This is a genomic window from Burkholderia mycopellens, assembly GCF_964265025.1.
In the GTDB taxonomy this organism is placed as follows: domain Bacteria; phylum Pseudomonadota; class Gammaproteobacteria; order Burkholderiales; family Burkholderiaceae; genus Burkholderia.
The window spans coordinates 273,403-293,606 of sequence record NZ_OZ183803.1; the positions used below are offsets into that span (position 1 = coordinate 273,403).

Annotated in this window: 18 protein-coding genes and 2 pseudogenes; 8 read left to right on the plus strand and 12 right to left on the minus strand. The window is 67.8% G+C overall.

All coding sequences use genetic code 11. The annotated features are described in order from the left end of the window. Positions 1–267: 267 nt before the first annotated feature. A complete protein-coding gene (locus ACPTTC_RS19570) occupies positions 268–945 on the minus strand; it encodes a TetR family transcriptional regulator (RefSeq protein ID WP_423393543.1) in 678 nt (225 codons plus the stop codon). 48 nt (positions 946–993) lie between these two features. Between ACPTTC_RS19570 and ACPTTC_RS19575 the strand changes: the two genes are divergently transcribed. Next, positions 994–1,659, plus strand: a complete 666-nt coding sequence (locus ACPTTC_RS19575; protein ID WP_423393544.1) for an O-methyltransferase — start codon at positions 994–996, stop codon at positions 1,657–1,659. Between the two features lie 117 nt (positions 1,660–1,776). On the opposite strand, the gene ACPTTC_RS19580 is transcribed toward ACPTTC_RS19575, so the two are convergent. The 6 genes and pseudogenes from ACPTTC_RS19580 to ACPTTC_RS19605 form a co-directional block, all read right to left on the minus strand. Next, positions 1,777–2,307 carry a DUF3455 domain-containing protein gene (locus tag ACPTTC_RS19580; protein WP_423393545.1) on the minus strand — a complete coding sequence of 177 codons (531 nt, stop codon included), beginning with the start codon at positions 2,305–2,307 and terminating at the stop codon, positions 1,777–1,779. A 159-nt stretch (positions 2,308–2,466) separates the two neighbouring features. Further along, positions 2,467–3,468, minus strand: coding sequence for an aldo/keto reductase (locus tag ACPTTC_RS19585; protein ID WP_423393546.1), 1,002 nt, complete (start codon positions 3,466–3,468; stop codon positions 2,467–2,469). 22 nt (positions 3,469–3,490) lie between these two features. After that, entirely contained in the window at positions 3,491–4,606 is a 1,116-nt protein-coding gene (locus tag ACPTTC_RS19590) for an alkene reductase (RefSeq protein ID WP_423393547.1), read from the minus strand. 62 nt (positions 4,607–4,668) lie between these two features. Next, a complete protein-coding gene (dkgB, locus tag ACPTTC_RS19595) occupies positions 4,669–5,475 on the minus strand; it encodes a 2,5-didehydrogluconate reductase DkgB (protein WP_423393548.1) in 807 nt (268 codons plus the stop codon). Positions 5,476–5,730: 255 nt separating this feature from the next. Next, positions 5,731–5,919, minus strand: a pseudogene (locus ACPTTC_RS19600) (hypothetical protein); the annotation flags it as partial. Positions 5,920–5,956: 37 nt separating this feature from the next. Continuing rightward, positions 5,957–7,159, minus strand: a complete 1,203-nt coding sequence (locus ACPTTC_RS19605; RefSeq protein ID WP_423393549.1) for an MFS transporter — start codon at positions 7,157–7,159, stop codon at positions 5,957–5,959. A 111-nt stretch (positions 7,160–7,270) separates the two neighbouring features. On the opposite strand from ACPTTC_RS19605, the gene ACPTTC_RS19610 reads away from it, so the two are divergent. Next, entirely contained in the window at positions 7,271–8,212 is a 942-nt protein-coding gene (locus ACPTTC_RS19610; RefSeq protein WP_423393550.1) for a LysR substrate-binding domain-containing protein, read from the plus strand. Between the two features lie 87 nt (positions 8,213–8,299). Here ACPTTC_RS19610 and zwf read toward each other — a convergent pair whose 3' ends face one another. Beyond that, a complete protein-coding gene (gene zwf / locus ACPTTC_RS19615) occupies positions 8,300–9,775 on the minus strand; it encodes a glucose-6-phosphate dehydrogenase (RefSeq protein WP_175952588.1) in 1,476 nt (491 codons plus the stop codon). 202 nt (positions 9,776–9,977) lie between these two features. Between zwf and ACPTTC_RS19620 the strand changes: the two genes are divergently transcribed. Both ACPTTC_RS19620 and ACPTTC_RS19625 read left to right on the plus strand, forming a co-directional pair. Continuing rightward, the gene (locus tag ACPTTC_RS19620) at positions 9,978–10,556 is read left to right on the plus strand and encodes a TetR/AcrR family transcriptional regulator (RefSeq protein WP_423393551.1); all 579 of its coding nucleotides are present in this window, start codon (positions 9,978–9,980) and stop codon (positions 10,554–10,556) included. Between the two features lie 173 nt (positions 10,557–10,729). Continuing rightward, positions 10,730–11,605 carry an SDR family NAD(P)-dependent oxidoreductase gene (locus ACPTTC_RS19625; protein WP_423393552.1) on the plus strand — a complete coding sequence of 292 codons (876 nt, stop codon included), beginning with the start codon at positions 10,730–10,732 and terminating at the stop codon, positions 11,603–11,605. A 177-nt stretch (positions 11,606–11,782) separates the two neighbouring features. Here the strand turns inward: ACPTTC_RS19625 and ACPTTC_RS19630 are convergent, their stop codons facing one another. From ACPTTC_RS19630 to ACPTTC_RS19640, 3 genes are all read right to left on the minus strand, one after another. After that, entirely contained in the window at positions 11,783–12,361 is a 579-nt protein-coding gene (locus ACPTTC_RS19630) for a peroxidase-related enzyme (protein ID WP_423393553.1), read from the minus strand. Positions 12,362–12,446: 85 nt separating this feature from the next. Next, positions 12,447–13,430: an MDR family oxidoreductase gene (locus tag ACPTTC_RS19635; RefSeq protein WP_423393554.1), complete on the minus strand. Its 984-nt coding sequence runs from the start codon at positions 13,428–13,430 to the stop codon at positions 12,447–12,449. 45 nt (positions 13,431–13,475) lie between these two features. Continuing rightward, a complete protein-coding gene (locus tag ACPTTC_RS19640; protein ID WP_423393555.1) occupies positions 13,476–14,114 on the minus strand; it encodes a TetR/AcrR family transcriptional regulator in 639 nt (212 codons plus the stop codon). A gap of 228 nt (positions 14,115–14,342) precedes the next feature. Between ACPTTC_RS19640 and ACPTTC_RS19645 the strand changes: the two genes are divergently transcribed. Continuing rightward, positions 14,343–15,533, plus strand: a complete 1,191-nt coding sequence (locus ACPTTC_RS19645) for a M20 aminoacylase family protein (protein ID WP_423393556.1) — start codon at positions 14,343–14,345, stop codon at positions 15,531–15,533. A 58-nt stretch (positions 15,534–15,591) separates the two neighbouring features. Beyond that, positions 15,592–16,922, plus strand: a pseudogene (locus tag ACPTTC_RS19650) (MFS transporter). 46 nt (positions 16,923–16,968) lie between these two features. Here the strand turns inward: ACPTTC_RS19650 and ACPTTC_RS19655 are convergent. Next, entirely contained in the window at positions 16,969–17,889 is a 921-nt protein-coding gene (locus ACPTTC_RS19655) for a LysR family transcriptional regulator (protein WP_423393557.1), read from the minus strand. Positions 17,890–18,025: 136 nt separating this feature from the next. On the opposite strand from ACPTTC_RS19655, the gene ACPTTC_RS19660 reads away from it, so the two are divergent. Together ACPTTC_RS19660 and ACPTTC_RS19665 are read left to right on the plus strand one after the other, a co-directional pair. Continuing rightward, positions 18,026–18,799 (plus strand): transporter substrate-binding domain-containing protein, encoded by a 774-nt coding sequence (locus ACPTTC_RS19660; RefSeq protein WP_423393558.1) that lies wholly within the window; start codon positions 18,026–18,028, stop codon positions 18,797–18,799. A 59-nt stretch (positions 18,800–18,858) separates the two neighbouring features. Next, positions 18,859–19,974, plus strand: a complete 1,116-nt coding sequence (locus ACPTTC_RS19665) for a succinylglutamate desuccinylase/aspartoacylase family protein (RefSeq protein WP_423393559.1) — start codon at positions 18,859–18,861, stop codon at positions 19,972–19,974. The last annotated feature ends 230 nt before the right edge of the window (positions 19,975–20,204 follow it).

The following is a 20,204-nucleotide window of genomic DNA, read 5'->3' on the forward strand; positions in this document are numbered from 1 at the left end:
TCTCAGCGCTTATATCGGCGTGCAACGGGGCTCCGTCGTGACGACACGCGTGTATACGCCTAGTTCGAATCCGTTAAGGCGATTATTTGAATGCGGGGTCGACGGGGTGGGGGAAGCGGGGGAGGCATCGAAAATTACAAATGTCTTGCGTTGTGGCCGGGCAGGCTGGTGGAAACGGAGGCTGGCGACGGCGTTCGACGCCGCGCGCAACCTGCATTCGCACGACATCGCCATCGCGCGCGGGCGGTTCTCGTCGTCGCCCCGGCATCAATTGTGCGCGAGATGGTCGAGATAGGCGCAGAACATGTCGGCCATCGCGTTCGAATATGCGTCGATTTCGTCGGGCGAGCGCTCGCTTTCCGAAAACGCCTTGCCGGCCGTGGTGAGCGTGGTGGTGATCAGGTCGCACGCGAGCGTGCGCGTGGCCGCCGGTGCATCGGGCAGCGCCTCCCGCATGAACGCCTGGAAGATGCGGTTGCCGGCCGCCTTGGCTTCCTGCGCCTCGGGCGCGTCGCGATAGAGCGGTGCTGCGTCGTCGAGCGCGATGCGCATCCGCGCCTCGTCGCATTCCGAACGGATGAACGCGTGAACGGCCGTGCGCAACCGCTCGGGCGGCGTCCGGTTCACATCCTCCAGCATCCCGCGCAGCATCTCGGCCGTCTGCCGCCACTCGTCGTGCTGCAGCCGGACCAGCACGGCCGCCTTGTTCGGGAAGTACTGGTACAGCGAGCCGACGCTCACGCCGGCGCGTTCGGCGACCCGCGCCATCGTGAAGCGCTGCGCGCCTTCGCTCGCCAAAACCTGAACAGCGGCCTGCAGGACGTCCTCGACGAGCCGGGTGGAGCGAGCCTGCTGAGGCTGTTTGCGCGTGGCAATCCGGGCGTTCGGGCGGTCGGTCATGAGCGATGTGCCAATGCGAATAGTAAAACCTGAATACTTCGTCATATTCTAATCGGGTGCAACGACGCACTCAACCCGAACCCGGAGATTCGCATGACCACCCTGACGCTCGACCCGCTGGCTTCGCTGCTGGCCCGCCTGTTCGACGAAGCCGACGCCGCGTCGCCCGCGACGAGCCCGGACTTCGCCAGCCTGTCGCGCGACGAGCAAGCGCGGCTGATGCGCAGCAAGACCGACTACACCGATCTGTATGCGCGCCTGAAGGATTATCCGCTTGCCGTGTCCCGCGAGACGGGCGTGCTGCTGTACATGCTCGCGCGCAGCGGCGGCGCGCGGTCGATCGTCGAATTCGGTACGTCGTTCGGCATTTCGACGCTGCATCTCGCGGCCGCGCTGCGCGACAACGGCGGGGGCCGGCTGATCACGAGCGAATTCGAGCCGTCGAAGGTCGTGCGGGCGCGGGCGAACCTGACTGCGGCAGGGCTTGCCGATCTCGTGGAGATTCGCGAGGGCGATGCGCTGCGTACGCTGGCCGCCGACCTACCGGATTCGGTCGACCTGTTGCTGCTCGACGGCGCGAAGGCGCTGTATCCCGAGGTCCTTGCGCTCGTCGAGCGGCGGTTGCGGCCCGGCGCGTTCGTCGTTGCCGACAATGCCGTCTACAGCCCCGACTATCTCGCTTACGTGCGCTCGCTGGAGAACGGCTATCTGTCGGTTCCGTTCGGCGGCGATGTCGAGCTGTCGATGCGGATCGGCTGAGCGCAGCGCGACCTGGATGGCGGTCGAATCCGCTCATCAAGGATAGGATGACTGATCAATCCGTCGCATGTCGGACACCACCGCGACGGTGCCCGGCGCGTCGGGCGCCGTCGTGCGTTATTTCAGGAACACGTAGCGCGCGAAATACGGGAAGCGACCGACTGCATGCTCGGTCGAGCACCCTGCATCCGGCGGTGTGCCGCCCACGGTATCGAGCCGCTGCACGAAGCGCACGCCGGCGAGCGTGCCGGTCGCGCCCGTTGTGGCCGTTGCGGCCGGCGTCGCGGCGAGCAGGAGTTGCGCAATGCTGCCGGCGCGCGCGCTCGGCGCTTCCGCGAGTTTCTTGCCGGTGATGCGGCTGCCGTCGAGCGCTTCCCACGACGGCCCCGCGCCGTGCCGGACGACGAGCGTGCCGCTCGCGTCGAACAGCATCGCCTCCGGGCGCTGGAATGTCCACGCGAGCCGATGGTCGTGATCGTATTCGCACGCATAGATCTGCACGCCGGTCGCGGTGGTCGACAGCACTGCCGTCGCGGGTTCGGGCGGCGTGAGACCGGCGTCGGCATACGCTGGCGCCGTGCAGGCCGCAAATGAAACGCCGGCTACGATGGCCAGCAGCGTGTCGCATGTGGGGGAGCGGCTTGGCATGGCGGGCGTCCTTTCAGGTCAGGGGCACGGGGCGGAGTCGATCCCGTAAAGGCTAGACGCCGATCGTCCAGGCCGCAATCGGGAAATGGCAATCGCGACGATAGCTGCCGCGAATGCGCGCGGTTGCGCGGGCGCATGCTGCGACGCAACCGCGCGCCGTTACGCGCCTGCCGGCGTTGGTGCATGCGCGGCAATCAGGTGCCCGGCCTTCAGCACATCCCACAGTTCGGGCGGGATCGATACCGCCGCGAGACGCAGGTTGTCGTCGATGCGATCGGGCCGGCTCGCGCCGGGGATCGCGGCCGCGACGGCCGGGTGCGCGAGCGAGAATTGCAGCGCCGCCGCGCGGACATCGACGCCGAATCGTTCGCAGATCTGGCGGATGCGCGCAACGCGGTCGAGCATGGCCTGCGTGGCCGGCTGATACTCGTAATGGGTTCCGCCCGCCAGCACGCCGGAGTTGTACGGGCCGCCCACGATGATGCCGAGCCCGCGCGCCGCGCTTTCCGGCATCAGCCGTTCGAGCGCGCCTGCATGGTCGAGCAGCGTGTAGCGCCCGGCGAGCAGGAAGCCGTCGGGGTCCGCGCGTTCGAGCGCGAGTTCGCACGGCTCGACGCGGTTCACGCCGAGGCCCCAGCCGCGGATCACCTTCTCGTCGCGCAGCCGCGTGAGCGCCCGGGCCGCGCCCGACATCGCGACGTCGAACACGTCACGCCACGCGTCGCCGTGAAAATCGACGGCCGGATCATGAATCCACACGGTGTCGAGCCGGTCGGTGCGCAGCCGCTCGAGGCTCGCGTCGATCGAGCGCAGCGTGCCGTCTTCGGTGTAGTCGTAGACGATCCTGTTCGGCAGCCCGTGGCGGAACAGGCCGCCCTTTTCGCCGAGATCGCGTTGCGATGCGTCCTCGTGTTCGTCGAGCACGAGCCGGCCGACCTTGGTGCCGAGCGAATACGCGTCGCGCGGACGGCCCGCAAGCGCTTCGCCGAGACGCAGCTCGGCGAGGCCGGCGCCATACAGTGGCGCGGCGTCGAAGTAGCGGATACCGCTTTCCCACGCCGCATCGACCGTGGCCAGCGCCTCTTCGTGCGGGATGTCCCGGTACATGTTGCCCAGCGGCGCGGTGCCGAAACCCAGGCGGGAAGGGAGCGTGATTCTCATGAGCAGTCTCGGGTATGCCGGCTCAGGCCGCGGCCTGGGCCAGCGTCGGATAGTCGGTCAGGCCGCGCTCGCCGCCGCCGAACAGCGTGGTGCGGTCGTGCGGCGCGAGCGCCGCGCCGGTGCGCAGCCGCTCGGGCAGGTCGGGGTTCGCGACGAACGGGCGGCCAAACGCGACGAGGTCGGCCCAGCCGGCGGCGATCGCGTCGCGCGCGCGCTCGGCGGTGTACGCGCCGGCGTAGATCAGCACGCCCGGGTACGCGGCGCGCAGTTGCTGCTTGAATTCGACCGGCATCAGCGGCGCGTCGTCCCAGTCGGCTTCCGCGATGTGCAGGTAGCCGACGCCGAGTTCGCCGAGCAGCGTCGCAGCGGCGAGGTAGGTTGCTTCCGGATCGTCGTCGACGCAGCCGTTCAGCGTCGTCAATGGCGCGAGGCGGATGCCGACGCGCGATGCGTCGCCCGTGCCTTCGATCAGCGCCTGCGTGACTTCGCGCAGGAAGCGCAGCCGGTTTTCGAGCGAGCCGCCGTACGCGTCGGTGCGCGTGTTCGCATTCGAGTCGATGAACTGGTTCACGAGATAGCCGTTCGCGCCGTGCAGCTCGACGCCGTCGAAGCCGGCCTCGATCGCGTGGCGCGCGGCGGCGCGGTACTGATCGACGATCTCGCGGATCTCGTCGATCGTCAGCGCGCGCGGCTCGGACGCCTGCACGAAGCCCGGCGTGCTGCCGTCTTCACCGGCCACGAACACGTTCACGCCTTTCGCCTGCAGCGGTGACGACGACACCGGCTGTTGGCCGCCGAGCAGGCTCGTGTGGCTCAGCCGGCCGACGTGCCACAGCTGCGCGAAGATGCGGCCGTGCGCGGCATGCACGGCGTCCGTCACCTTGCGCCAGCCGGCCACCTGCGACGGCGTGTGTATGCCGGGCGTCCACGCGTAGCCCTTGCCGAGCGGTGCGATATAGGTGCCTTCGCTGACGATCAGGCCGGCGCTCGCGCGCTGCGCGTAATACGCGGCCATCAGTTCGTTGGCTTCGTCGCCGGGCTGGCTGGCGCGCGAGCGCGTCATCGGCGGCATCACGATGCGGTTCGGCAGCGTCAGCGCGCCGAGTCGCAGCGGTTGAAAAAGCGGGTCCTGGGTCATGGGGATGTCCTGTCGGTGCCGCGGCCTGCGGGCCTCGGCGGATCAAAGGAGGCGTGGCGCATTCAGTCCCACGCCGGTGCGAGGCCGGCCGGATCGACTTCGCGGCCGTTGCGTTCGAGCGCGGCGATCTGCGCCATGTCTTCGTCGGTCAGGCGCAGCGTCTGCGCGAGCAGGTTGCTCGCGAGGTTCTCGCGCTTCGTCGACGACGGGATCACCGAGTAGCCGAGCTGCAAGGCCCACGCGAGCGCAACCTGCGCGGGCGTCGCGTCGTGACGCCGCGCGATCGCACCGATCACCGGATCGCCGAGCACCTTGCCGTACGCGAGCGTCATGTACGACGTCACGTGGATGCCTTCGGCGTTCAGGAACTCGACGAGCTTGCGGTTCTGCAGGTACGGGCTCAGCTCGACCTGGTTCGTCGCGATTGCATCCTTGCCGACGGCCGCGATCGCCTGCTTCGTCAGTGCGATGTTGAAGTTCGAGATGCCGATCCGGCGCGTCAGGCCCTGCGCCTTCGCATCGGCGAGCGCGGTCATGAACGTGTCGAGCGCGACGCCGTTGTCGGGGGCCGGCCAGTGGATCAGCGTCAGGTCGACATGGTCGGTGCGCAGCTTGCGCAGGCTTTCCTCGAGGCTCGGCACGAGCTTGCCCGGCGCGTAGTTGTCGACCCAGATCTTGGTCGTGAGGAACAGGTCTTCGCGGGCCACGCCCGAGGCGGCGATCGCTTCGCCGACTTCGGCTTCGTTGCCGTAGATCTGCGCGGTGTCGATCGCGCGGTAGCCGACTTCGAGGCCGTTGCGGACCGAGTCGATGACAGCCTGGCCTTGCAGGCGGAACGTACCGAGGCCGAATGCGGGAATCTTGCTCATCATGTGCTCCTGGGAGAGTGGAACGGGTTCGATATGAAAGTCATTCTGGCGTTTTGGATTGGTGAGATAAACGCCGTTTCAAGTCAAAAATATTTGATCTGAAATCAAGTATCCGGCGTGGTTTACACGGGCTCTACGCTGCGGAGTCGTACACCGGCACGTCGCGCACCCGGAGCGCACGGAGGTCAAGCGTGTCGGCGCGCTGCGCGAGCGTCGCGTGGTGTGCGCGGTCGGGTACGCCGGAGCGGCGGCCGTCGTGCAGGCGACTTCGCCCTTCGCACCCGAGCAGGGGCCTTCCGTGATCTCGTAGCCCACGGGGCGGCCGTCATCGTCGTACGCGTTGAGCGCGGTGAGGCCGTCGCAGCGCACGTCGAACGTCTTGCCGGCGAACGGCGAACGGCGAACGGCGAACGGCGAACGGCGAACGGCGAGCGCGAGGGCGATGCGGTCATGTGTGCCAACGCCTGCAAAGAGGTGGCGTTCAGTGCGCGAGCTGAACCGGTTCGGCCGTGCGCGCCGGCAGGCCCGCGCTGCGATCGAGCCGGCCGCTCAGCGCGGTGAGCGCGAATGCGCCGAGCGTGACGGCTGCCGCGATCCACGGCGTATGGCCGATGCCGACATGCGCGACGATCACGCCACCGAGTGCCGAGCCGCCCGCGACGCCGAGGTTGAACGCGGCGATGTTGAAACCGGACGCGACGTCGGTGGCGTCGGGCGCGAAGTGCCGCGCCTGCTTGACGACGTACACCTGCAGGCCCGGCACGTTGCCGAACGCCACCGCGCCCCACGCAAGCATCGTCAGCACGGCGAGCCATTTGAAGTGGATCGTGAAGGTGAGGGCGAGCAGCACGATCGCGAGCAGCAGGAAGATCCGCTTGAGCGCCTTCACGGGGCCGGCGCTATCCGCGAGCTTGCCGCCCCACACGTTGCCGAACGCGACCGACACGCCGTAGCCGACGAGTACGAGGCTGACTTGCGACGGCGTGAAGCCGGCGATCTGCTCGAGCAGCGGTGCCATGTACGTGAACGCGATCAGCGAGCCGCCGTAGCCGACGGCCGTCATTGCGTAGACCAGCAGCAGGCGCGGCTGCGCGAGCACGCGGAACTGGCGGGCGAGCGGCGCGGGCGCCGTTTGCCGCAACCCGCGCGGCACGAACGCGACCGCGCCGACGAACGCGACGAGGCCGAACAGCGCGACGACCAGGAAGGTCGCGCGCCAGCCGAAGTGCTGGCCGATGAAGGTGCCGAGCGGAATGCCGGCGACGAACGCGACCGTCATCCCGCTGAACATCGTCGCGATCGCGCTGGCGGCCTTTTCCTTCGGTACGAGCGTGGTCGCGATGATCGAGCCGACCGAGAAGAACACGCCGTGCGCGAGGCCGGTGAGGATGCGCGCGACGATCAGCGATTCGTAGCCGGGCGCCTGCCACGCGACGAGGTTGCCGACGGTGAATAGCGCCATCAGCGCGGCGAGGAGTGTCTTGCGCGGCACGCGGCCGGTGAGCGCGGTGAGGAGCGGCGCGCCGATCGCGACGCTCAGCGCGTAAAGACTGACGAGCAGGCCGGCGGACGGCAGGCTGACGCCGAGGTCGGCGCCGATCGTCGGGATCAGCCCGACGATCACGAATTCGGTGGTACCGATGGCGAATGCGCTGATGGTCAGCGCAAGCAGGGCGAGTGGCATGATGGGTGCTCCAGGGTCCGGTGAGGATGGAGCGCAGTGTGCCGCCTTTACTTTTGCTGAAAAACGGGCTTATAAACCAAATTGTTTTGATTTGAAATCAAGAATGCAGCGATGAAGATTACGCTCGACGAACTCCAGGCCTTTGCCGCCGTGGTCGATTCCGGTTCGATCACGGCGGCCGCGCAGCAGCTCGACCTCACGGTGTCGGCGACGAGCCGCACGCTCGGGCGGCTCGAGGAGAAGCTGAAGACCACGCTATTGCGCCGGACCACGCGCCGGCTCGAACTGACCGAGGAAGGTCGCGCGTTCCTGCAGGACGCGCGCGCGATCATCGAATCGGTCGAGACGGCGGAAGAGCAGATGCTCGCGCGGCGCGAGATGCCGTCGGGGCGGCTGCGCGTGGATGCGGCGACGCCGTTCATGCTGCACGTGATCGTGCCGCTCGTGCGCGGCTACCGCGAACGCTTCCCGAAAGTCGAGCTGGAGCTGAACAGCAACGAGGGCATCATCGACCTGCTGGAGCGGCGCACCGACGTCGCGTTCCGGATCGGCCGGCTGAAGGATTCGACGCTGCACAGCCGGCGCGTCGGCACCAGCCGGATACGCATCCTTGCGAGTCCCGGATATGTTGCCGCGCACGGCCAGCCGCGCAAGGTGGAGGATCTCGACAAGCACACGCTGCTCGGCTTCACGCAGCCCGAATCGCTGAACGTGTGGCCGATCCTCGGCACCGACGGCGAGCCGCGCCGCATCGAGCCGGATATCCGCTCGTCGAGCGGCGAGACGCTGCGGCAGCTCGCGCTCGATGGCGCGGGCGTCGTCTGCCTGTCGGATTTCATGACGGCGCAGGATCGCGAGGCGGGCCGGCTCGTGCAGGTGCTCGCGCGCCAGACGCTCGAGGTCGAGCAGCCGATCCACGCGGTGTACTACCGCAATACCGCGATCTCGTCGCGGATCGCGTCGTTCGTCGACTACCTGATCGAGGCGCTGGGCGGCAGCGGCAACGATGCGCCGGGGCGGCGCAAGGCTGCATCGTGGATGGAGCCGCGGTAGGTGGCGGGAACGACGGGGCGGGTCATGCCCCGTGCGATCTGACGCGCGATCCGGCGTGCCGTACGTCGGATCGCCGTCGCATGGCGGTTACGCCTCTTCGGACCAGGACATCCCGTCGCGCGCGAGCAGCGCCGACGAAGCCGCGGGCCCGAACGTGCCGGCCGTGTACAGGCGCGGCCGGTCGCCGAGCTGCTTCCAGCCGTCGAGGATCGGCTCGACCCACGACCATGCGGCTTCGAGCTCGTCGCGGCGCATGAAGTGCGTGAGGCGGCCGCGGATCACGTCGATCAGCAGCCGTTCGTACGCTTCCGCGCGCCGTTCCGGAATCGCCTGCTGCAGGTCGAGGTTCAGGCTCACGGGCACCATGTTCATGCCGCTGCCCGGTTCCTTCGCGAGCATCTGCAGCTGGATCGACTCTTCCGGCTGGAGCTGGATCACGAGACGGTTGCTGTAGTGGCGCGGGCCGGTCGGGATGATCGAGAACGGCATGTCGGCGAACTCGATCACGATTTCCGACTGGCGGCGCTGCAGCCGCTTGCCGGTGCGCAGGAAGAACGGCACGTTCGCCCAGCGCCAGTTGTTGATGTGCGCGCGCAGCGCGACGAAGGTTTCCGCGCGGCTGTCCGCCGGCACGTTGTCTTCCTCGAGATAGCCCTTCACCGGCTGGCCGTCGACCGCGCCGGCCGTGTACTGGCCGCGCACCGTGTCGCGCGCGACGTCGGCCACCGCCATCGGCCGCAGCGAGCGCAGCACTTTCAGCTTCTCGTCGCGCACTGCGTCCGGGTCGAGCGACACCGGCGGTTCCATCGCGACGATGCACAGCAGCTGCAGCAGGTGGTTCTGCACCATGTCGCGCAGCGCGCCGGTATGGTCGTAGAAGCCCGCGCGGCTGCCGACGCCCACCGTCTCCGCCACCGTGATCTGCACGCTGCGGATGCTCGGCGCCTGCCACAGCGGCCCGAAGATCGGGTTGCCGAAGCGCAGCACCATCAGGTTCTGCACGGTTTCCTTGCCGAGATAGTGGTCGATCCGATAGATCTGCGATTCCTCGAAGTGCTTGCCGACCGCATCGTTGATCGCCTTCGCGGACGCGAGATCGTGGCCGAGCGGCTTTTCGAGGACGACGCGCGAATGCTTGTCGACGAGGTGCGCGGCCGACAGGTTGTCGCAGATGGTGGTGAACAGCTCCGGCGACGTCGACAGGTAGAACACGCGGATCGCATCGCCGCGCGCCGCTTCCGCGAGCCGCAGGTAGTCGTCCGGCGCGTTCACGTCGATCAGCACGTACTTGAACAGGTCGAGGAAACGGCTCCACGCCTGCGGGTCGAACGCCTTTTCGTCGATGAACGGGCGTGACTGCTCGTCCATGAACTTGCGATAGCCGTCGATGCCCCAGTCGCGGCGGCCGACCGCGATGATGCGCGTCTCGGGCGGAAGGTTGCAGTGCAGGTGCGCCATGTACAGCGCGGGCAACAGCTTGCGGGCGGCCAGGTCGCCGCCGCCGCCGAAGATGATCATGTCGACGGGCCGGTCGGCTCCGGTCTGGGTAGGCTGATTCGTCATGGGAGGTTCGCGGTTTGAAACGGTGAACATGAAACGAACGTCGAGGTACCGGGCGCCGATACGAGAACGCACCCGTACGTGAAAACGCTAATAGTGCACGGTTTTGATGGATTGCGTATGGGTTCTCCCGGATGTAACAGCGCTTGCATTCCATAGGATCTCGCCATTATGATTGAGCACTCACTCATTAAAGGTATCGAACGTGGCCCGTCCGCGCAGTCCCGACAAGCACGAAGCCATCCTTGCCGCGGCCGCACGCGCGCTCGCCGAGGACGGCGCCACCGCGACGACCGCGCGCATCGCGCGGCTCGCCGGCGTCGCGGAAGGCACGGTGTTCACGTACTTCGAGACCAAGGACGCGCTGCTGAACGCGCTGTATCTGAGCCTGAAGGCCGGGATGCGCGAAGCGATGATGGCCGGGTTTCCGGAACACGCCCCGGTCGAGCAGGCCGTGCGGCATGCATGGAACGGCTATGTGTCGTGGGGCGTCGCGGATCCGGACGGGCGGCGCGCGCTGCAGCAACTCAACGTGAGCGGGCGCATCGACGATGCGCATCGCGCGGCCGGCGCCGAAGGCTTCGGCGGGATCAATGCGTTGCTGCGCGAGCAGGTCGCCGCTTCGGTCGCGCTGAAACCCGACGAAGCGTATGCGTTCTGCGCAGTGCTGTTTACGTCGATCGCGGAAACGGCGATGGAGTCGATCGCGCGCGATCCGGCGCGGGCCGATGCGTACCGGGAGGCCGGGTTTCGCGCGTTGTGGGCCGTGTTGCACGCGGTATAAGTCAACGGTTGCCGTCGAGGCGGCGTGTGCGGTTTCCGCTCACGTGCCGCGGCGATGACGAGTGGCGGGTTTCAGGCAGGGCGATGGCGGTCATGAACGACCGCTGCATCGTCGTTATTAATGAGTGAGTAATCATTCATTTTTGTGGTTTCACCACGATCAAGGAGTGGAAAATGTCGAAAGTCTGGCTGGTAACAGGGGCCGCGCGCGGCCTGGGGCGAGCAATTTCGGAAGCCGTGCTGGCGGCGGGCGACCGGCTGGTGGCCGGCGCGCGCGATCCCGCGCGGCTGGCCGATCTGGCCGAGCGTCATGGCGATCGATTGCTGCCGGTCGCGCTCGACGTCACCGACGAAGCGGCGGCCGCGCGGGCCGTCGCGGCGGCACGCGACGCGTTCGGCCGCATCGACGTGCTGGTGAACAACGCGGGCTACGGCCATACCGCCCCGTTCGAGCAGATGGGCGCCGACGATTTCCGCGACCAGATCGAAACGAACCTGTTCGGCGTGATCAACCTGACGCGTGCGGTGTTGCCGACGATGCGCGCGCAGCGCGCGGGGCACATCTTCCAGGTTTCGTCGGTCGGCGGGCGCACGTCGACGGCCGGCTTGTCCGCGTATCAGGCCGCGAAGTGGGCGGTCGGCGGGTTCAGCGACGTGCTGTCGAAGGAAGTCGCGCCGTTCGGCGTGCGCGTCTGCACGCTCGAGCCGGGCGGGATGCGCACCGACTGGGCCGCGCAGGCGAAGCGCGGCGTCGACGGTCTGCTGCCCGACTATCGGCCGTCGGTCGGGAAGATTCTCGAACTGCTCGGCGCGTATGGCGGCCACGAAGTCGGCGATCCGGCGCGGATCGCCGCGCTGATCGTCGAACTGTCGCGCCGCGAGGATGTGCCGATGCGCTTGCTGCTCGGCGGCGACGCGCTGTTCGTGTGCGAGCAGGCGGAGAAGCAGCGCGCGGAAGAGGCCGCGCGGTGGCGCGACACGTCGCTGTCGACGCAGTTTCCGGATGCGAAGCTGCCCGACGGGCTCGAGGTGCTGAAGGGGCTGGAGTGAGCGCTGACATTGGCGCTGCTGTCGGGTGCGCGTGAGCAACTGACCGATGCCGGCGCGTGCACCGGCGCGCCGGCATCGGCCGGCCGCGCCGATGCGATCGACGGGCGCTGTCGTGACGTCAATCGGCGCGCGCGACGAGCCGCCGCGTCCCGTCCGCGCGGCGAACGGCGAGGGCGCTCAGCGTCCCAGCGCGTAGAACTCCGCATTCGGCCGCATGTTCGTCACGTTCGCGATGCGGTTGGACATGGCGAAGAACGCCGAGATCGCCATGATGTCCCACACGTCTTCTTCGGCGAAACCATGCGCGTTGAGCGCGTCGAAGTCTGCTTCTCCAACCTGATGCGCGGCCTGCGACACCTTTATCGCGAAGTCGAGCATCGCCTTCTGCCGGGCGGTGATGTCGGCCTTGCGGTAGTTGGTGGCGACCTGGTCGGCGATCAGCGGATCCTTCGCGCGAATGCGCAGGATCGCACCGTGCGCGATCACGCAGTACTGGCACTGGTTCACGCTGCTGGTGGCCACGACGATCATCTCGCGCTCGGCCTTGCTCAGGTTGCCCGGTTTGTCCATCAGCGCGTCGTGGTAAGCCATGAATGCGCGAAACTCGTCGGGGCGATGCGCGAGTGTCAGGAACACGTTCGGGATGAAGCCCGACTTTTCCTGAACGGCCGCGATGCGTTCGCGAATGTCCTCGGGCAGATCGTCGAGCGCGGGCACGGGAAAGCGGCTGATGGCGGCGGTGTTCGGGGCGGTCATGAGGTCTCCTGGATAAAGTGGCGCGGGCGCGCTCGATGCGCGAGCCGCCGGCCTAAAGAAGATACGCCGGTGGTCGTCAGCGGCGTCACGCGTTGACGTCGACGACGATGCGGACGCGAACCTTGCCGTCGATCAATTCCCCTGCAAGCGGGATAACGTCGCCCAGGCCGACCTGGTGACTGATCGCGCCCAGCTTCTCGACGTCGAGGTCGGACGCGAGCCGGCGCCACGCTTCCAGGCGGTCGGCGCGCGGGCACATGACGCTGTCGATCCCGACGAGCGTGACGCCGCGCAGGATGAACGGCATGACGGTCGCGGGGAAATCCATGCCGGCGGCCAGGCCGCAGGCCGTCACGACGCCGCGGTACCGCGTGGTCGCGCACACGTTGGCGAGCACGTGGCTACCTGCCACGTCGACCGCACCGGCCCATCGTTCCTTGCCCAGCGGCCTGCCGGGTTCGCTGAATGTCGACCGCTCCAGGATCTCCGCCGCGCCGAGCTGCCGCAGGTAGTCGGCGTCGGCGGGGCGGCCCGTCACGGCGACGACGCGGTATCCGAGCCTGGCGAGAAGGGCCGTGGCGACGCTGCCCACGCCGCCTGCCGCGCCGGTCACCACGATTTCGCCGTCTTCCGGGCGCACGCCATGCCGCTCCAGCGCCATCACGCACAGCATCGCGGTGTAGCCTGCCGTGCCGATGGCCATCGCCTGTTGCGGCGAAAAGGCGGACGGCAGCGGCACCAGCCAGTCGCTATCGACGCGGGCTTTCTGCGCGAGGCCGCCCCAGTGCGTTTCGCCGACACCCCAGCCGTTGAGCACGACCGGGTCGCCGGGACGATAGTCCGGGTGCGTGCTCGCTTCGACTTCGCCAACGAGATCGATGCCGGGCACCATCGGGAACGTGCGGACCACCGGGCTCTTGCCGGTGATCGCCAGCCCGTCCTTGTAATTCAGCGTCGAATAGCCCACGCGTACCGTGACGTTGCCCGCGGGCAACTGCGCGTCGTCCAGCGTCTGGAGCCGGACCTGCTGGCCGGTTTCATGCCTGTCGATCACGATGCCTTGAAACATGTGTCCTCCTTTCTAGACCGATCGTCTAGTTAATGGCAAAAAAATTCAGCAGCGGGGCAGTCCATCGAAGAAAAACTGCGCGAACAGCGTCAGTGGCCCGTCGCTGCGCTCCAGCTTCGCGCGCAGCACGGCGCCTTCCCAACCGATCCAGAAGAATGCGGCCAGCTCGGCGGGATCGGCCGAACTGGCCAGTTCGCCGGCTTGCTGCGCGGCGGCCAGGCATTCGGCGAGGCGGCGTTGCCAGTCCTCGAACGTGATGCGCAGGCGTGCGCGGAAACTTTCGGGCAGCGCGCCCATTTCCTGCCCGAGGTTGCCGATCAGGCAGCCGCGGCTGTAGGCATAGCGGGCCATGGCGTCCCGGGCATCGTCGACGAACGCGTGCACGCGCTGCAGCGGCGAACGTGCCGGGTCGCTGAAATGACGGTCCAGCTTGCGCGCGAAGAAGTCGGCATAGCGGTCGATCAGTTCGAGACCGAACGCTTCCTTGCTGTCGAAGTAGTGATAGAAGGAACCCTTGGGCACGCCGGCGCGACCGAGGATCTCGTCGAGCCCGCTGGCCGAAAAGCCTTTCTCGGTGAGCATTTCCAGCCCCGTGCGCAGCAGCATGTCCCGCGTGGCGACGAGATCCTCGTGCTGTTTCGGTGGCCTGCCGCGACGGCGAGGCGGATCAGTTCGAACGTCCATGTGCGAATAATAGACCGTTCGTCTCAAAAATCAACGGGTCGCGTATTGAGCGCGCCGGGCATCGCCGATCCGGCAAGCCATACCCGTATTAACCCTGATTAAAAAATCTTATTGCGGTGAAAAATTCAGCATCTTATTGAACCGATATCGGCTCGCTATAGTGGCTCGCTTTCCCGCACGCACCGTCCGCGTGCGGCCGACACGCAGACACACAGCAGGAGCCCCTTGATGACCACCGATACCCGATTCACCGAAGTCGAGGATCTGATGCCCGCCGCCGGCGGGTTGCGCGAGATCCGTCACCACATCCATCACCACCCCGAACTCGCGTACGAAGAGCACGACACGGCCGCGCTCGTCGCCGACAAGCTCGAACAGTGGGGCTGGCAGGTGACGCGCGGGGTCGGCAAGACGGGGGTGGTCGGCACGCTGCGCGTGGGCGACGGCACGCGCAGCATCGGTATCCGCGCCGACATGGACGCGTTGCCGATCGTCGAGGCGACGGGGCTGCCCTATGCGAGCGGCACGCACGGCAAGATGCACGCCTGCGGCCACGACGGCCACACGACGATGCTGCTCGGCGCCGCGCAGCACCTCGCGAAGACACGCAACTTCTCCGGCACCGTGCACCTGTATTTCCAGCCGGCGGAAGAGCATGGCGTCGACAGCGGCGCGAAGAAGATGATCGACGACGGCCTGTTCGAACGCTTCCCGTGCGACGCCGTGTTCGGCATGCACAACCATCCGGGCGCGGCGCCCGGCGTGTTCCTCACGCGGCGCGGCCCGTTCATGTCGGCCGGCGACAAGGCGATCATCACGATCGAAGGCGTCGGCGGCCACGCGGCGCGGCCGCACCTGACGGTCGACCCGGTGGTCGTCGCGGCGAGCATCGTGATGGCGCTGCAGACGATCGTCGCGCGCAACGTCGATCCCGCGCAGCCGGCGGTCGTCACGGTCGGCTCGATGCACGCAGGCACCGCGAACAACGTGATCCCGAACGGCGCGCGCCTTGAACTCAGCGTGCGCTCGTTCAGCCCCGACGTGCGTGCGCTGCTCAAGCGCCGCATCACCGAGCTGGCCGAAACGCAGGCCGCGAGCTATGGCGCGACCGCGAACGTCGAGTACATCGAAGGCTATCCGGTCGTCGTCAATTCGGATGCCGAAACGGATTTCGCCGCGCAGGTCGCGCGCGAGCTCGTGGGCGACGCGCACGTGGTCGAGCAGACCGATCTGCTGATGGGCAGCGAGGATTTCGCGTTCATGCTGCAGCAGCGACCGGGCTCGTTCGTGCGGCTCGGCAACGGCGAAGGCGAGGACGGCTGCATGGTGCACAACCCGAAATACGATTTCAACGATCGCAACCTGCCGATCGGTGCGGCGTACTGGACGCGTCTCGTTGAGCGTTACCTGGGGCGGTGAGGCCGGCGGCGAGGCGAGCGGCCGGCGCTGCCGGCCGCATTGAGAGGAGACGATAACGATGCAGAAAGACCATCTCGCGCTGCCCCCCGCTTCGACGGGGCTGCCGAAACCAGCACGCCGGGCGCGCCGGCCGTCACGCGGCGCGGCGCGATCGCCGCGGCCGTGATCGGCAACTGGCTGGAATTTTTCGATTTCACCGTGTACGGGTTCTTCGCGGTGTTGATCGGCAAGCTGTTCTTCCCGTCGAGCGACCCGACCACGTCGCTGCTGCTGTCGGTCGCGACGTTCGCGGCCGGCTTCTTCACGCGGCCGCTCGGTAGCGTCGTGCTCGGTGTCTACGCGGACCGCAAGGGGCGCAAGGCCGCGCTGAACCTGACGATCATGCTGATGGCGCTCGGCACGGGCCTGATCGCGATCGCGCCGACCTATGCGCAGGTCGGCGTGGCTGCGCCGCTGCTGGTCGTGTTCGCGCGGCTGATGCAGGGCTTCTCGCAGGGCGGCGAATTCGGCGCGGCGACGTCGACGCTGCTCGAACAGGGCGGCACGTCGCGCCGTGCGTTCCGCGCGAGCTGGCAGCTCGCGACGCAGGGCGGCGCCGCGCTGATGGGCTCGGGCTTCGCGGCGCTGTTGTCGAACACGATGACCAAGGACGCGCTGGAGAGCTGGGGCTGGCGGCTGCCGTTCCTCGTCGGCGTGCTGATCGCGCCGGTCGGCATGGTCTTGCGCCGCCGGCTCGCCGACGATGCGCCCGGCGACAGCCATCACGGCATCGAACGCGGCGTGCTGCGCGAGTTGTTCTCGAAGCACGCGCGCACGGTGCTGCTGCTGATGCTCACGGTGATGGGCGGCACGGTGTCGACCTACATCCTGACGTTCTACATGCCGACCTATGCGATCCACACGCTCGGCCTGCCGATGAAGCTGTCGATGTTCGTCGGCGTCGCGTCGGGCTGCGTGATGCTGGTCACGTGCCCGCTGTTCGGCTGGCTGTCGGACAGGCTGGGCAGCCGGCGCCTGCCGATCTTCGTCGGCCGCGGCGTGCTGGTCGCGCTGCTGTTCCCGGCGTTCTGGCTGATGAACCATCACCCGACGTTGTCGGTGATCCTGCCGCTGACCGCGCTGATGCTGCTGTTCTATTCGCTCGGCTCGGCGTCAGAGATGGCGCTGATGTGCGAGTCGCTGCCGCGCCACGTGCGCGCGACGGGCATCTCGATCGCGTATGCGCTCGCGGTGACGATCTTCGGCGGCAGCGCGCAACTGATCGCGACGTGGCTTGTCAAGACGACCGGCAGCAAGCTCGCGCCGGCCGGCTACGTGGCCGCGTGCGTGGTGCTGTCGCTGATCGCGGTGGCGATGCTGCGCGAGACGGCGCGGGATTCGCTCGACTGACGCAAAGCGTGGCGCAGCACGACGGGCGGCAAGCGGTGATACGCGCTTACCGCCCGCGCACCACCCTCAGGTACGACGCGAGCATCGTCGCGAGTTCCTGCGCGGCCGGCGTCAGCGGCACGGCCGCGCGCTGCAGCAGACAGATGTCCTGCGATTCGGCCTGTTCGCGCACGGGCACCTTCGCGAGCGCGCCGGCAAACGGCCCGTGCCGCGTCACGGCTTCGGTTTCGAGCGACAGGCAATCGGTCTGCGTGACGAGCTGCAGCGTCTCGAACATCCCTTCGACGGTGGCGAGGATCTTCGGCGGCGGCAGGCCGTGCAGGTCGAAGTACGCGAGCAGGCGGTTGACGACGGGGTCGGCGCTCAGGTTCGGCGAGCGCGTCGACACCCACGCGTAGTCGGCCAGTTCGGCGAGCGATTGCGCATGCATCGCCGGATGCCCGTTGCGGCACACGACGACCGGCGCCGATGTCCGCAGCGGCGTGACCGCGAGATCGGTCGTGTCGGTCTGCTTCGCCACGAGCGCGATCGCGAAATCGACCGCGCTTTCCCGCAGCCAGCCGATCATCATCCGCGACGTGCCGGTGCGCAGATGCACGTCGACCTTGTCGAAGCGCGCGCGGAACGCGCTCAGCACGGGCGCGAACGCGTCGATCAGCGGCTCGGCCACGAGGCCGAGCGTGACGGTGCCTTCGTACGCGCCGCTCAGTTGCCGGATCTCCCGCTCGACCTGTTCGCATTCGCCGAGGATCGAACCGGAGCGCGCGAGCAGCCGCTGGCCGACGGCCGTCGGCACGATCCCGCGATTGGTGCGCGTGAACAGCGTCGCGCCGAGCGTCGCCTCGAGGCTCTGCAGCTGCTGCGTGACGCCGCTCTGCGCGAGATCGAGCGCGCGCGCGGCGGCGCGCAGGCTGCCGTGCTCGACGACGGCCTGGAAGATGCGGAGCTGGGAGAGCGTGAACGCCATGGGCAAGCGCGAGGCCGGTGATCGGGAAATGTGATCATGATAAGGCAGCGGGCGATTCCGGCGGGGGCGCGGGCGCACTACGATCACAGACAGTCCGGCTCGCGCCGTTTGTCCCTCGTCCCGCCCTTCGTCGACCATGAAACGCACCCTCATTCCGCTCGTTTCCCTGTGCCTTGCGCTTGCGGCCGGCGCCGCGCACGCGCTCGATGCGCGCCCGGTGCGCCTCGGCATCGATCCGACCTATCCGCCGATGGATTCGAAGGCGCCCGACGGCAGCCTGAAGGGCTTCGACGTCGATCTGGGCAACGAGATCTGCCGCCGCGCGCAGTTGCGCTGCCAGTGGGTCGAGCTCGAATTCTCGGGGATGATTCCCGCGCTGCAGGCGCGCAAGATCGACGCGATCCTGTCGTCGATGGCGATCACCGAGAAGCGCGAGAAGCAGATCCTGTTCTCGTCGAAGCTGTTCCGCTTCAAGTCGCGGGTCGTTGCCCGGCCCGGCAGCGGCGTCGACAGCACCACCGCGTCGCTCGCGGGCAAGCACGTCGGCGTGCAGTCGGGCACGCAGTTCGAATCGTGGGCGCTCGCGCACTGGGCGCCGGCCGGCGTCGGCGTGGTGCCGTACAAGAGCCAGGACGACGTGTTCGCCGATCTCGCAAACGGCCGCCTCGATGCGGCGCTGCTCGGCACCGTGGAAGCCGACTACGGCTTCCTGCGTACGCCGAAGGGCAAGGGCTTCTCGTTCGTCGGCGCGCCGCTCGACATGGGCGATCGCGGTGTCGGCATCGGCATGCGGCAGTCGGATACGGCGCTCAAGGCGTCGATCGACGGCGCGATTGCGTCGATGCTGAAGGACGGCACGTACGAGCGGATCGCGAAGAAGTATTTCGACTTCAACCCATACGGCGACTGAGCGCCGCGCTTACCGTCGTTTTCACCCGCTGCCCCGTTTTCATCCGTTCGAGACCATCGATGCAGATTCGCACCACGCCGCTCCTGTCGCCGTCGATCGGCACGCAGCGCACGCTGACGAGCTTTCATTTCGGGCCGGTCGGCACCGGCCGCAAGATCTACCTGCAGGCCGCGCTGCACGCGGACGAGACGCCCGCGATGCTCGCGGCGTTCGTGCTGAAGCAGCGGCTCGCGCAGCTCGATGCCGAAGGCCGGCTCGCGGCCGAGATCGTGCTCGTGCCGGTCGCGAACCCGGTCGGCCTCAATCATCATCTGCTCGGGCAGTTCATCGGCCGTTTCGATCTTGCGAGCGGCCGCAACTTCAATCGCGGCTTCCTGCCGCTCGCGGAGATCGCCGCTCGTGCGCGCGACCGCCTCGGCGACGACGGCGAACGCAATCGCGCGATCGTGCGCGAATGCGTGGGCGCGGCGCTCGACCAGATCGCGCCGCGCACCGAATTCGATGCGCTGCAGCTGGCGCTGCTGAAACTGTCGCTCGACGCCGATGTGGTGATCGACCTGCATTGTTCGCTGGAAGCGGTGATGCACGTGTACACGAGCGACACCGCATGGCCGGAAGTCGAGCCGCTCGCGCGCTATCTCGGCGCGGAGGTGTCGCTGCTCGCCGAAGATTCGGGCGGGCACGCGTTCGACGATGCGCATCACCTGCTGTGGTCGCAATTGCGGCAGCACTTGCCGGCAGGCACGCCGATGGCGGCCGGCGCCGTGGCCGTGACGGTCGAGTGCCGCGGCCAGCGCGACGTGACGTACGAACATGCGGAACGTGACGCGGATGCGCTCGTCGACTATCTCGTGTGGCGCGGCGCGGTGCACGGCGCGCGCGCGCCGCTGCCGCCGCTTGCCGCGCCGGCCACGCCGCTCGCGGGCAGCGAGCAGTTCTACGCGCCGGTGAGCGGGATACTCGTGCACCGCGCCGCGATCGGCGCGACGATCCGCGCCGGCGATCCGCTGTTCGACATCGTCGATCCGTTGACGGACGCGATCACGACGATCTCGAGCGGCACCGACGGCGTGTTCTACATGCGCCGCGCGATCCGATTCGTGACGGCGGGTGCACCGCTCGGCCGCGTGACGGGCACGGTGCCGGTGCGCAAGGGAATGTTGCTCGGTGCATGAGCGGCGCGGTGTCCTACCGGTGTGCGACGTAATTTCGTTCTTGTCAAATTGACCGGGTTTGCGCGCATCACTAAATTGTGTCGCGCGGAGTTTGCTCCGTGTTCCGTGAGAAGAACGTTGCAACAGAGTCAGAGTATTGAGCGGGCGGCCCGGTGCCGCCCGTCTTTTTTCGAGAATCGCGGCGTCGCCGATACGGCCATCGAGCCGGACGTTGGCCGGGTTCGCGGGGG

Coding starts and splice junctions, on each gene's coding strand:
- ACPTTC_RS19585 (WP_423393546.1), bottom strand. CDS start 3,468: ATGAGAATCACGCTCCCTTCCCGCCTGGGTTTCGGCACCGCGCCGCTG.
- ACPTTC_RS19590 (WP_423393547.1), bottom strand. CDS start 4,606: ATGACCCAGGACCCGCTTTTTCAACCGCTGCGACTCGGCGCGCTGACG.
- zwf (WP_175952588.1), bottom strand. CDS start 9,775: ATGACGAATCAGCCTACCCAGACCGGAGCCGACCGGCCCGTCGACATG.
- ACPTTC_RS19645 (WP_423393556.1), top strand. CDS start 14,343: ATGACCACCGATACCCGATTCACCGAAGTCGAGGATCTGATGCCCGCC.
- ACPTTC_RS19610 (WP_423393550.1), top strand. CDS start 7,271: ATGAAGATTACGCTCGACGAACTCCAGGCCTTTGCCGCCGTGGTCGAT.
- ACPTTC_RS19655 (WP_423393557.1), bottom strand. CDS start 17,889: ATGGCGTTCACGCTCTCCCAGCTCCGCATCTTCCAGGCCGTCGTCGAG.
- ACPTTC_RS19640 (WP_423393555.1), bottom strand. CDS start 14,114: ATGGACGTTCGAACTGATCCGCCTCGCCGTCGCGGCAGGCCACCGAAA.
- ACPTTC_RS19580 (WP_423393545.1), bottom strand. CDS start 2,307: ATGCCAAGCCGCTCCCCCACATGCGACACGCTGCTGGCCATCGTAGCC.
- ACPTTC_RS19605 (WP_423393549.1), bottom strand. CDS start 7,159: ATGCCACTCGCCCTGCTTGCGCTGACCATCAGCGCATTCGCCATCGGT.
- ACPTTC_RS19660 (WP_423393558.1), top strand. CDS start 18,026: ATGAAACGCACCCTCATTCCGCTCGTTTCCCTGTGCCTTGCGCTTGCG.
- ACPTTC_RS19635 (WP_423393554.1), bottom strand. CDS start 13,430: ATGTTTCAAGGCATCGTGATCGACAGGCATGAAACCGGCCAGCAGGTC.
- dkgB (WP_423393548.1), bottom strand. CDS start 5,475: ATGAGCAAGATTCCCGCATTCGGCCTCGGTACGTTCCGCCTGCAAGGC.
- ACPTTC_RS19575 (WP_423393544.1), top strand. CDS start 994: ATGACCACCCTGACGCTCGACCCGCTGGCTTCGCTGCTGGCCCGCCTG.
- ACPTTC_RS19665 (WP_423393559.1), top strand. CDS start 18,859: ATGCAGATTCGCACCACGCCGCTCCTGTCGCCGTCGATCGGCACGCAG.
- ACPTTC_RS19570 (WP_423393543.1), bottom strand. CDS start 945: ATGACGAAGTATTCAGGTTTTACTATTCGCATTGGCACATCGCTCATG.
- ACPTTC_RS19625 (WP_423393552.1), top strand. CDS start 10,730: ATGTCGAAAGTCTGGCTGGTAACAGGGGCCGCGCGCGGCCTGGGGCGA.
- ACPTTC_RS19630 (WP_423393553.1), bottom strand. CDS start 12,361: ATGACCGCCCCGAACACCGCCGCCATCAGCCGCTTTCCCGTGCCCGCG.